Source organism: Telluria sp. RB2R28, from assembly GCF_059685835.1.
The window spans coordinates 657,826-669,513 of the sequence record NZ_JCASIK010000003.1; the positions used below are offsets into that span (position 1 = coordinate 657,826).

The window sequence follows — 11,688 nt, forward strand, 5'->3', positions numbered from 1 at the left end:
GGCGGCGCGTCTTCAGCGTTTGTCCAACGCCTCTGGATTCAGAATATTGGTCGGCGTACCTTGCGCGAACTGCACGATATTCTCGAACGCAGCGCTGAAATACAGCTCGTAACTGTCCTGCTCGACGTAGCCGATGTGCGGCGTCGCCAGGACGGTCGGGATGCGCAGCAACGGTGAATCCGGTCCCAGCGGCTCGCTGGTGAACACGTCCAGTGCCGCCATGCCTGGGTGGCCTTTCTTCAAGGCGCTTTCCAGCGCGCCATCGGCCACCAGCTCGGCGCGGCTGGTGTTGACGAACAGTGCGTCCGGTTTCATCCGCGCCAGATCGCTTGCCGTGACGATGCCACGGGTCGATTCGGCCAGGCGCAAGTGCAGGCTCAGCACATCGGCCATCTCGAACAGTGCCTCGCGCGACGGCGCCGCCTCGAAGCCATCCGTCAGCGCCGCCTGTCGGCTGGCGTCGCTGCCCCACACCACCACGCGCATCCCGAACGCGCGCGCATAGCCAGCCACCAGCTTGCCGATCTTGCCGTAGCTCCAGAGCCCGAGCGTGCGGCCGTGCAGCACGCGGCCCACGCCATTCAGCACTGGATTGGTCGAGGCTGTCTGCCACAGTCCCTCTTTCAGATTGGTGGCATACGGCACGATCTTGCGGCTGGCCGCCATGATCAGGGTCCACGTCAATTCTGCCGGCGCAACCGGTGAGCCGGTACCCTCGGCAATCGCGATGCCGCGCGCGGTCGCGGCGGCGACGTCGATATGGCCGCTGACCTTGCCTGTTTGCGAAATCAGTTTCAGGTTGGGCAGCTTGGCGAGCAGGGCGGCAGAGAACGCCGTGCGTTCGCGGATCAGCACCAGCGCATCGAACGGCGCGAGCCGGATGGCAAGCTGGCCCAGGCCGCGGGTCGAACTCTGGAAGACCTTGACCTCATGGCCATCGAGCAGGGGAAAGCACGCGAGACGGCGTGCAGCGTCTTGATAGTCGTCAAGAATCGCGATTTTCAGTGGTGTTGTCACAATTGTATGATCTGCCTGTAAACAAATAACACGATAGGGCAAATGCCCAAATAGCCTACTACATTAGTCGGGCATTTTTCCTACTTTTTTGTAGTGAAACCCGTCGAAACGCCGTTTTGCGGGTGTACAATCGGCGCAGAACTTAAGCGAATGACACGCATCCAACGGTGCTCACGAGACGCACCGCAAGGCTTCACTCGAAGCTGCCGACCTGCCCGCTGTATCGTCAAGTGTTGACGCCTGCTTCTGCCGCAGAGTGCCTGCCCAACGTCGTGATCGACCGCAGGGCGCCCCGGCTGAAGACGATGCAAGGTAACGGTCCACCCGAATTCTTAATTGGCATTTGGAGGTATCCCCATGAACCAACCCGTGATGGGCGGCGTCGCCGCACTGAACGTCCCAGCTTACATCAAACATCAAAAACTCATCAATTGGGTGGCTGAGATTGCTGCGCTGACCAAGCCTGACAGCATTTACTGGTGCGACGGTTCGGAAGACGAATACGACCGCCTGTGCGCCGAAATGGTTGCCGCTGGCACGATGAAAAAGCTGAATCCGGCCAAGCGTCCAAATTCCTACCTGGCCTGGTCCGATCCGTCAGACGTGGCGCGCGTCGAAGACCGCACCTACATCTGCTCGGCCACGAAAGAAGAAGCCGGCCCGACCAACAACTGGATGGAACCGGCCGAAATGCGCCAGACGCTGCACGGCCTGTTCGACGGTTGCATGACCGGCCGCACGCTGTACGTCGTGCCGTTCTCGATGGGCCCGCTCGGTTCGCCAATCGCCCATATCGGCGTGGAACTGTCCGACTCGCCGTACGTCGCCGTCAATATGCGCATCATGACGCGCATGGGCCGCGCCGTGTACGACGTGCTGGGCCAGGACGGCGACTTCGTGCCGTGCGTGCACTCGGTCGGCATGCCGCTGGTCGATGGCCAGGCTGATGTCGCATGGCCATGCAATGCCACCAAGTACATCGTCCACTATCCGGATACCCGCGAAATCTGGTCGTTCGGTTCTGGCTACGGCGGCAATGCGCTGCTGGGCAAGAAGTGCTTCGCGCTGCGCATCGCCTCGAACATGGGCTACCAGGAAGCACAGCAGGGCGGCACCGGCTGGCTGGCCGAACATATGCTGATCCTGGGCGTCGAATCACCGCAAGGCGACAAGAAATACATCGCCGCCGCGTTCCCGTCGGCCTGCGGCAAGACCAACTTCGCGATGCTGATCCCGCCACAGGCATTCGACGGCTGGAAAGTCACGACCATCGGCGACGACATCGCCTGGATCAAGCCGGGCGCCGATGGCAAGCTGGTCGCCATCAACCCGGAAGCCGGCTACTTCGGCGTGGCCCCGGGCACCAACGACAAGACCAATCCGAACTGCATGGCCTCGCTGCGTGAAAACGTCATCTTCACCAACGTCGCGCTGACCGACGACGGCGACGTCTGGTGGGAAGGCATGACGAAAGAAGCACCGGCCCACCTGATCGACTGGCAGGGCAAGGACTGGACGCCGGCATCGGGCACCAAGGCCGCGCATCCGAACGCTCGCTTCACGGTGGCCGCAACGCAAAATCCGGTGATCGATGCTGCCTGGGACGATCCAGCCGGCGTGCCGATCTCGTCATTCATCTTCGGTGGCCGTCGCTCGACGACCGTGCCGCTGGTGACCGAAGCGCGCGACTGGGTGGAAGGCGTCTACATGGCCGCCGCGATGGGTTCCGAAACCACCGCCGCCGCTGCCGGCCAGATGGGTGTCGTGCGCCGCGATCCGTTCGCGATGCTGCCATTCATCGGCTACAACATGAGCGACTACTTCCAGCACTGGCTCGATCTGGGCAAGAAGGTCGAAGCAATCGATCCAGCGGCATTGCCGAAGATCTTCTGCGTCAACTGGTTCCGCACCGATGCGCAGGGCAACTTCGTGTGGCCAGGTTACGGTGATAATATGCGCGTGCTGAAGTGGATCCTGGACCGCACCGCCGGCGCCACCGGCGGCACCGAGCACCTGTTCGGCACCACGCCGAACTATGCCGACCTGAACTGGGAAGGCGTGGACTTCAGCGAGCAGCAATTTGCGCAGATCACGTCCATCGACAAGGACGCCTGGCGCGAAGAACTGAAACTGCATACCGAGCTGTTCGAGAAGCTGGCCTACCACCTGCCGCAAGAGCTGGTGGCCACGCGTGACCGGCTGGAGAAACAACTGGCTGCTTGAGCTTAAGCTGCCTGGTGGGGGAGGCGCCGTCTTCGCGACGGTGAAAACATAAAAAAAAGAACAGGGGCAGCGCCGGTGGCGCCGCCCCTGATTCATTTGTGGCGTCGTGATCGTGCCGGATGATCTCTTCGTCAACCATCACCGCGTGGACGGGGAACCCGTCCACCCTACGACTGCCCTCTGTTGGCGTAGGGTGGACGGCTCTGCCGTCCACGCGGCAATCGTCGGCCTCAGCTATTTGCTGATGGCGTCGCCGTAATTCATTGTAGGCTTGACCCTCACGTGGCGTCAGGCTCCATCCTGTCTTCACGCATGAAGAAAGGATGACGACGATGCTGCTGAAAATTGGGGAACTGGCAAAACGCACTGGCTTGACGGTCCGTGCCTTGCACCACTACGACGCGATCGGTTTGTTATCGCCTTCTGCGCGTTCCGACGCCGGCTACCGGCTGTACAACGAAGCCGACATCGCCCGCCTGCACCGCATTCTGGCATTGCGCAGGTTCGGGCTAGCGCTGGCCGACATCGGAACCACCCTCACCAGAGCCGACCTGTCGCTGGCCACGGTCGTCGCGCGCCAGATCGGCCTGCTGACCGAGCAGATCCAGCAGGCCAAAGCCTTGCGCAGCCGCCTGTCCCAACTGCAGGGACAGCTGGCTGACGGACAGCAACCGGATCTGGCCGATTGGCTGACAACGCTGGAGCACATGACCATGTACGACAAGTATTTTTCCCAGGAAGAACTCACGCAATTACCGATCTATACCCAGGCCGATGATGTCGAGCCCGAGTGGCAGGCACTGGTGGCGCAAGTGCAGGCACTGATGGATGCCGGTACTGACCCTGGTGATCCGCAGGCGCAGGTTTTGGCGACGCAGTGGATGGCGATGGTCCGACGCGATACCGGTGACAATCCGATCCTGTTTGCCAAGCTGAACGCGATGCACGAACACGAACCCAGCGTGCAGGAGCGCACCGGCATTTCGCCGCAGATGATGACGTTCATCCTGGCGGCATCGAAGGCGCACCAGTTGTCGATCTACCGGAATTATCTCGACGACGACGAATTTGCCTTCATGCGCGCCAACTTCGGCAAGCGCGATGCCGAGTGGCCGCCGCTGGTGGCGCAGGTCCGTACGGCCATGGACGAAGGCCATGCGCCCGACTCGCCGCAGGCACGCGCGCTGGCGCTGGCGTGGTTCGATCTGTTCCGCTCGTTTGCCGGCGACCAGCCGGCAACCCAGCAAAAGATCCGGCAAGCCCTGCAGAACGAGCCGGCACTGCAGCAATCGGGAATGGTCGACGAGCGCATGCGCGCGTTCATCAGCGCGGCAATGCAGGCCTTGCGCGCATAAAAAAACAGGGGCAGCGCCGCTGGCGTTGCCCCTGTTTGATCGTGCTGCCTGAAGCGGCGTGTTACGCCTTTGCAGGCGCCTTCAACAATGGCTTCAGATACTTGCCGGTGGCGCTGCCCTTGTTCTTGGCCACGTCTTCCGGCGTACCCGTCGCCACGATGACGCCGCCGCCGGCGCCGCCTTCCGGCCCCAGGTCGACCACCCAGTCCGCCGTCTTGATGACGTCCAGATTGTGCTCGATGATCGCCAGCGTGTTGCCCTGGTCGCGCAGGCGGTGAATCACCTTCAGCAGCAGGTCGATGTCGGCAAAGTGCAGGCCGGTCGTCGGTTCATCCAGGATATACAGCGTGCGGCCCGTGTCGCGCTTGGACAGCTCGAGCGACAGTTTCACGCGCTGTGCTTCGCCGCCCGACAAGGTCGTCGCACTTTGCCCCAGCTTGATGTAGCCGAGGCCCACGTCCAGCAGCGTTTGCAGCTTGCGCGCAATCACCGGCACCGGCTTGAAGAACTCGTGCGCATCCTCGACGGTCAGTTCCAGCACTTCGGTGATGTTCTTGCCCTTGTAATTCACTTCCAGCGTTTCGCGGTTGTAGCGCTTGCCGTGGCAGACGTCGCACGGCACATACACGTCCGGCAGGAAGTGCATCTCGACCTTGATCACGCCATCGCCCTGGCACGCTTCGCAGCGCCCGCCCTTGACGTTGAACGAGAAGCGGCCCGCGCTGTAGCCGCGTTCCTTGGCCGTCGGCACTGTCGAGAACAGATCGCGGATCGGTGTGAACAGGCCCGTGTACGTCGCCGGATTCGAGCGCGGGGTGCGACCGATCGGCGCCTGGTCGACCGAGATCACCTTGTCGAAGTGTTCCAGGCCGTGGATCGACGTGTGCTCGGCCGGCTCGGTTTGCGAGCCGTACAGGTGACGCGACAGCGCCGGGTACAGCGTGTCGTTGATCAGGGTCGACTTGCCCGAACCCGAGACGCCCGAGATGCAGGTCATCAAGCCCACCGGCAGCGTCAGGGTCACATCCTTCAGGTTATTGCCCTTGGCGCCTGTGATCACCAGCTGGCGCGCCGGGTCGGCCTTGGTGCGCTTCTTCGGTACTTCGATCCGGCGCCGGCCATCGAGATACTGGGCCGTGACCGAATGCTCGTTCTTCATGATCTGCTCGAGCGTGCCTTCGGCGATGATCTGCCCGCCGTGCACGCCCGCGCCCGGGCCCATGTCGACGATATAGTCGGCAGTGCGGATCGCGTCTTCATCGTGCTCGACCACCAGCACGCTATTGCCGATGTCGCGCAGGTGTTTCAGCGTCGCGATCAGGCGATCGTTGTCGCGCTGGTGCAGGCCGATCGACGGCTCGTCGAGCACATACATGACGCCCGTCAGGCCCGAGCCGATCTGCGACGCCAGGCGGATACGCTGCGCTTCGCCGCCAGACAAGGTGTCCGCGCTGCGGTCGAGCGACAGGTAATCCAGGCCGACGTTGTTCAGGAACTTGAGGCGCGAAATGATCTCTTTGATCACGCGCTCGGCGATGTCCTTCTTGGCGCCGGTCAGTTCCAGCGTTTCGAAGAACTCGAGCGTGTCCCGAAGGGGCTTATCGGACACTTCATAGATCGCGCGCTGCTGGGCGCCCTGGCCGATTTTCACGTACCGCGCTTCGGTGCGCAGACGCGCGCCTTCGCATGACGGGCACTTCTTCTCATTGATGAACTTCGCCAGCTCTTCCTTGACGGCCATCGAATCGGTTTCGCGATAGCGGCGCTGCAGATTGTTGACCACGCCTTCGAACGTGTGCTCGCGAATCACGGTGCGGCCGCGCTCGTTCACATAGCTGAACGGGATCGCCGTCTTGCCCGAGCCGAACAGCACGGCATCCTGCGACGCCGCCGGCAATTTATCGAACGGCACGTCGAGGTCGAAGTCGTAGTGCGACGCCAGGTTCTGCAGCATCTGGAAATAGAACTGGTTGCGGCGATCCCAGCCCTTCACGGCGCCGGACGCCAGCGACAGGTGCGGGAAGGCCACGACCCGTTTCGGATCGAAGAATTCGATGTGGCCCAGGCCGTCGCATTCCTGGCAGGCGCCCATTGGGTTATTGAACGAGAACAGGCGCGGTTCCAGCTCTTGCAATGAGTAGCCGCAGACATTACAGGCGAACTTGTTCGAGAACACCGTCATGTTCTCGGTGTCCATTTCGTACGCAACCGCGCGGCCATCGGCTAGGCGCAGTGCGGTCTCGAAACTCTCGGCCAGGCGCTGCTTGATGTCCGGATTGACCTTGATGCGGTCGATCACGACGTCGATCGTGTGTTTCTCGGTCTTTTTCAGCTTGGGCAGCTCGTCGATCTCGTAGATCTTGGCCGCGGCCACGCCACTGGCGATACGGAACCGCACGAAGCCCTGGGCCTGCATCGCCAGGAACAGATCGCCATGCTCGCCCTTGCGGCCGGCCACGACCGGCGCCAGGATCATCAGCTTGGTGCCTTCCGGCATGGCCAGCACAGAGTCGACCATCTGCGACACGGTCTGCGCGGCCAGCGGATGGTGCGGGTGCTGCGGGCAATACGGCGTGCCGACGCGCGCGTACAGCAGGCGCAGGTAATCATGAATTTCGGTGACGGTGCCGACGGTCGAGCGCGGATTGTGCGACGTCGCCTTCTGCTCGATGGAGATGGCCGGGGACAGACCCTCGATCAGGTCGACATCGGGCTTTTCCATCAGCTGCAGGAACTGGCGCGCGTAGGCCGACAGCGACTCGACGTAGCGGCGCTGGCCTTCGGCGTACAGGGTGTCGAAGGCGAGCGACGACTTGCCGGAGCCCGACAAACCCGTGATCACGATCAGCTTGTTGCGCGGGAGGTCGAGGTTGATGTTCTTCAGATTGTGCGTGCGGGCACCACGAATGCGAATTTCTTCCATTAAGTTGGGCAGACTTTCTATTAGTTTATGTGGGCCACCGTGGCGGAGCCGCGAACGCTAAGCGACCGGGTCAGCGGGCCAATCGGGGAGAACCCGTTAGTGTAGCTGGTTTTTGTTACGGCTGTATATTTGTCCAGTGGTTCTAATGTGCGCATTGCCGGATCGGCAAGCGCATCCGGATGGCGCGATGGCCTGGACAACGACATGTCCGCCGTATGTGGGTCGCCCTCTGAATGGTTCAATGACAAAGCGTTCAGATTCGCAAAATAAATTTCCCTGCTGAGCTATGGATGAGGTCGGATTGACAACAAAATCGACGGGATGACGCTGCGTTACGGCTGATGGATTTCAACAAATTGTTGTGGCAAATCCGGGCGCCGGCCTCATAATAGTGAGCTGTACCACCACGTTCCCTGACGCCTAGAAGCATGCAGAGTCAGGGCTGATCATACCCAGCAGGAGTAATCAAATGGCATCAGTTAACAAGGTCATCATCGTTGGCAACCTCGGCCGCGATCCGGAAGTGCGCTACATGCCGAGCGGCGACGCCATCGCGAACATCGCGGTCGCCACCTCGTACAAATCCAAAGACCGCAACACCGGCGAGCAAAAAGAGCTGACCGAGTGGCACCGTATTTCGTTCTTCGGCCGCCTGGCCGAGATCGTCGCGCAATACCTGAAAAAAGGTTCGTCGGTCTACGTCGAAGGCCGTCTGCAGACCCGCAAGTACACCGACAAGGACGGCATCGAGCGCTACGCAACCGACGTCATCGCTGAAAACATGCAGATGCTGGGCGGTCGCCAGGGCATGGGCGGCGACGGCGGCGGCATGGGTGGCGGTATGGGTGGTGGCGGCATGGACGACGACTACTCGGCGCCACAGCAGCCACGCCAGCAAGCGCCACGCCAGGCGCCACCGGCACCGGCAGCACGTCCGCAGCCGAAGCCGGCTCCGAACTTCTCGGATATGGATGACGACATTCCGTTCTAAGACTGAATGTTGTTGGAGCGATCAAAGCGCCGTGGGTCTGTGACTCACGGCGCTTTTTTTGCGCCCTCGCCATATCGAGCGTTCGATCAAGAAAGTAAAAAACCGCTTGCATGATAGCGACACTGTCCGCCCATCATGCCGTAACCATTTCAGCACATCATCTCTGAAATCTCGATCAGATTCAGATCCGGATCACGCACATACACCGAGCGGATCTTGCCGGTCGCCCCAGTCCGCTCAACCGGCCCTTCGACAATGGGCCAGTCGCAGCTGCCCAGATGCGCAATGACCTTATCAAGCGACACCGATGCAATGAAGCACAGATCCAGCGCCCCCGGCACCGGCAGGTGCGCCTTCGGCTCGAACTCCTCCCCGCGCTGATGCAGGTTGATCTTCTGGTTACCGAACCTGAAGGCGATCCGCCCCGCGCCGAAGGTTTCCAGCCCCATGCCCATGACTTCCGTATAAAAATGCTCCGTCGCATCGAGGTCGGTGCAGGTCAGCACCAGGTGGTCGAGATGAGAAATCATGGCAGGCCGTCCTTGAATGAAGGTGATTAGAGCTCGGTGCGCAGTTCGAACAATTCCGGGAACAGCACGACATCGAGCATCTTGCGCAGATACCCCACGCCGTCCGTGCCACCCGTGCCCGTCTTGAACCCGATCACGCGCTGCACCGTCGTCACATGCCGGAAGCGCCACAAGCGAAACGCCGTCTCGATATCGACCAGCTTCTCGCCCAGCTCATACAGCGGCCAGTATTGGTCAGTGTCGCGATACACCACCATCCACGCCGCCTTCACCGACGGATCCGACCGCGTCGCCTGATGCCACGGCCCGGCAAGCCGCGCCGCATCCACGGCCAATCCACTGCGCGCCATCACCATGATCGCTTCGTCATACAGCGACGGTTTATCGAGCACGCCCTGCAGCGCCGCATGCGCGTCAGGCTTGTGCTGATGCACCTGCAAATGCGTGACGTTCTTGTTCCCCAGGATGAATTCGATCTCGCGATACTGGTGCGACTGGAACCCCGACGACGCGCCCAGGTACGGGCGGATCGCCGTGTACTCGGGCGGCGTCATCGTCGCCAGCACATCCCATGCATGCACGAGCTGGTTCATGATTGCGGCCACGCGCGCCAGCATCTTCATCGCCGCCGGCAGCTGGCCCCGCGCGATGTTGTCGCGCGCGCCGTGAAGCTCGTGCAGCATCAGCTTCATCCACAGTTCGCTGGTCTGGTGCTGGACGATGAACAGCAGCTCGTTGTGCTCGGGCGACAGCGGGTGCTGGGCGTTGAGGATCGTGTCGAGCGACAGGTAGTCGCCGTAGCTCATGTCCTTGCTGAAATCGAGCTTGGCGCCGTGGTAGCCGGGCTGCGCGACAGGGCAGCCACTCACATCGGCATTACTGGCGGACGAATCAGGGTCAACAGGGCAGGGCATCGTGTCCTCTCTTGAGAATCGCTCGAAAATCGCTCAGGTCACCGCAGTACGCTTGGCATCGACCTGATAGTCGCTGCGGTCCAGAATATCCTTGAGTACCATCACTGCCTGCCACACATCGTCATACCCCGTGTACAGCGGCGTGAAGCCAAAGCGCATCACCTGCGGCTCGCGGTAGTCGCCGATCACGCCGCGCGCGATCAGGGCCTGCATCACCGCGTAGCCATGCGGATGCGTGACGCTCACCTGGCTGCCACGGTCCGCATGATTGCGCGGCGTGATCAGCTCCAGCGGGTGCGCGGCGCATTCCTGTTCGAGCAGCGTCAGGAACAGGTCTGACAAGGCGAGAGACTTCTTGCGCAGCGCCGCCATCGTCACGTCCTGAAACACGGCCAGTCCGCATTCGATCAGCGCCAGCGCCACCACCGGTTGCGTGCCACACATCGCGCGCTTGATGCCGGCCACCGGCGCGAACGCCGGCTGCATCGCGAACGGCTGGCGGTGTGCCCACCAGCCGGTGAGCGGCTGCGTGAACTGCGCGTGGTGGCGCTGCGGCACCCAGATGAAGGCGGGCGCGCCCGGCCCGCCGTTGAGGAATTTGTAGGTGCAGCCCACCGCGAAGTCGGCCTGCGCGCCATTCAGGTCGACCTCGACGGCGCCGGCCGAATGGGCCAGGTCCCAGATCGCGAGCGCGCCAGCGGCGTGGATCTGCGCCGTGATCGTTTTCATGTCGAGCATGCGGCCGGTTCGGTAGTTCACGTGCGTGAGCATCACCACCGCTACCTGGGCGCCGGCGTCGCCTTCGAGAGCGGCCGGCAGGTCGGCCCAGCTGTCGAGCAGGCGCAGCTCGTAGCCGCGCTCGAGCCAGCCGATCAGGCCTTCGGCCATGTAGATATCGCTCGGGAAGTTGTCGCGCTCGGTGAGGATGATGCGGCGGGCCGCGTGCGCCGGTGCGTCGGCCTGCATCTTGAGCGCCGCAGCCAGCGCCTTGAACAGGTTCACCGAGGTCGAATCGGTGACCACCACTTCATCGGCCGCGGCGCCGATCAGCGGCGCGATCAGGGTGCCCAGGCGCTGCGGCAGGTCGTACCAGCCGGCCGTGTTCCAGCTGCGGATCAGGTCATTGCCCCATTCGGCGGCGATCACGTCCTGCGCGCGTTGCAGGGCCGCGCGGGGGCGGGCGCCGAGCGAATTGCCATCGAGGTAAATCACGCCGTCCGGCAGCGCAAAGGCATTGCGCTGGGGAGCCAGCGGGTCGGCCGCGTCGAGGGCCAGGCAGTCTTGTCGTGTGATCATGTGAACGGTCGCGAAGAAGTAGTGGGTGCCGGCCTGGCCGGACGATACCGCCATTCTAGGCTAGAGGCCAAAGAATGCGGTGACAGTGGCGCACCCTGGCTGTAGAATCGCGCCCAATCAAGTGAATGGTGCCGTCCTGCTCGTCTGCAGGAAGGTGAAACGGGAAGCCGGTGACGTGTGCGAATCCATCGCACGCCAGTCCGGCGCAGCCCCCGCTGCTGTATGCCTGACGACCCTCGTCGAACGCCACTGTGCCCCGTGCACGGGAAGGCAGGACCCGGGAAGGATGACGGCAAGCCAGAAGACCGGCCTTCACGATGCATTGCGTACGTCCCGGGGTGTGGGCGTGCCGGTTGGTAGTTCGTCGTTCCTTCTGTGTTGCCACTGTGGTCGCGTCAGCATGCGTGCGCATGGCCTGTCACGTTCAGCGTGGAAGGAA

8 protein-coding genes and 1 riboswitch are annotated in these 11,688 nt (G+C 62.4%); of the genes, 3 read left to right on the plus strand and 5 right to left on the minus strand.

Annotated features, from left to right (window positions below; genetic code table 11):
• Window positions 1-12: 12 nt before the first annotated feature.
• The gene (locus AC56LV_RS15240; RefSeq protein ID WP_499558903.1) at window positions 13-1,005 is read right to left on the minus strand and encodes a D-2-hydroxyacid dehydrogenase family protein; all 993 of its coding nucleotides are present in this window, start codon (window positions 1,003-1,005) and stop codon (window positions 13-15) included.
• 369 nt (window positions 1,006-1,374) lie between these two features.
• Here AC56LV_RS15240 and AC56LV_RS15245 point away from each other — a divergent pair, with 369 nt between their 5' ends.
• Entirely contained in the window at window positions 1,375-3,240 is a 1,866-nt protein-coding gene (locus tag AC56LV_RS15245; RefSeq protein WP_258836789.1) for a phosphoenolpyruvate carboxykinase (GTP), read from the plus strand.
• 332 nt (window positions 3,241-3,572) lie between these two features.
• Window positions 3,573-4,595 carry a MerR family transcriptional regulator gene (locus AC56LV_RS15250; protein ID WP_499558793.1) on the plus strand — a complete coding sequence of 341 codons (1,023 nt, stop codon included), beginning with the start codon at window positions 3,573-3,575 and terminating at the stop codon, window positions 4,593-4,595.
• Window positions 4,596-4,656: 61 nt separating this feature from the next.
• On the opposite strand, the gene uvrA is transcribed toward AC56LV_RS15250, so the two are convergent.
• Window positions 4,657-7,518, minus strand: coding sequence for an excinuclease ABC subunit UvrA (gene uvrA, locus AC56LV_RS15255; RefSeq protein ID WP_499558795.1), 2,862 nt, complete (start codon window positions 7,516-7,518; stop codon window positions 4,657-4,659).
• A gap of 469 nt (window positions 7,519-7,987) precedes the next feature.
• On the opposite strand from uvrA, the gene ssb reads away from it, so the two are divergent.
• Window positions 7,988-8,509 carry a single-stranded DNA-binding protein gene (gene ssb, locus AC56LV_RS15260; protein WP_258836787.1) on the plus strand — a complete coding sequence of 174 codons (522 nt, stop codon included), beginning with the start codon at window positions 7,988-7,990 and terminating at the stop codon, window positions 8,507-8,509.
• 149 nt (window positions 8,510-8,658) lie between these two features.
• Here the strand turns inward: ssb and AC56LV_RS15265 are convergent, their stop codons facing one another.
• The 3 genes from AC56LV_RS15265 to kynU are packed head-to-tail and all read right to left on the minus strand — an operon-like array spanning window position 8,659 to window position 11,249.
• Entirely contained in the window at window positions 8,659-9,039 is a 381-nt protein-coding gene (locus AC56LV_RS15265; RefSeq protein ID WP_499558797.1) for a VOC family protein, read from the minus strand.
• Window positions 9,040-9,065: 26 nt separating this feature from the next.
• Window positions 9,066-9,953: a tryptophan 2,3-dioxygenase gene (gene kynA / locus AC56LV_RS15270; protein WP_499558799.1), complete on the minus strand. Its 888-nt coding sequence runs from the start codon at window positions 9,951-9,953 to the stop codon at window positions 9,066-9,068.
• Window positions 9,954-9,986: 33 nt separating this feature from the next.
• Window positions 9,987-11,249 carry a kynureninase gene (gene kynU / locus AC56LV_RS15275; protein ID WP_499558801.1) on the minus strand — a complete coding sequence of 421 codons (1,263 nt, stop codon included), beginning with the start codon at window positions 11,247-11,249 and terminating at the stop codon, window positions 9,987-9,989.
• Between the two features lie 109 nt (window positions 11,250-11,358).
• A riboswitch (cobalamin riboswitch) is annotated at window positions 11,359-11,577 on the plus strand.
• Window positions 11,578-11,688: the final 111 nt, after the last annotated feature.

Coding starts and splice junctions, on each gene's coding strand:
- AC56LV_RS15250 (WP_499558793.1), top strand. CDS start 3,573: ATGCTGCTGAAAATTGGGGAACTGGCAAAACGCACTGGCTTGACGGTC.
- ssb (WP_258836787.1), top strand. CDS start 7,988: ATGGCATCAGTTAACAAGGTCATCATCGTTGGCAACCTCGGCCGCGAT.
- AC56LV_RS15245 (WP_258836789.1), top strand. CDS start 1,375: ATGAACCAACCCGTGATGGGCGGCGTCGCCGCACTGAACGTCCCAGCT.
- uvrA (WP_499558795.1), bottom strand. CDS start 7,518: ATGGAAGAAATTCGCATTCGTGGTGCCCGCACGCACAATCTGAAGAAC.
- kynU (WP_499558801.1), bottom strand. CDS start 11,249: ATGATCACACGACAAGACTGCCTGGCCCTCGACGCGGCCGACCCGCTG.
- AC56LV_RS15265 (WP_499558797.1), bottom strand. CDS start 9,039: ATGATTTCTCATCTCGACCACCTGGTGCTGACCTGCACCGACCTCGAT.
- kynA (WP_499558799.1), bottom strand. CDS start 9,953: ATGCCCTGCCCTGTTGACCCTGATTCGTCCGCCAGTAATGCCGATGTG.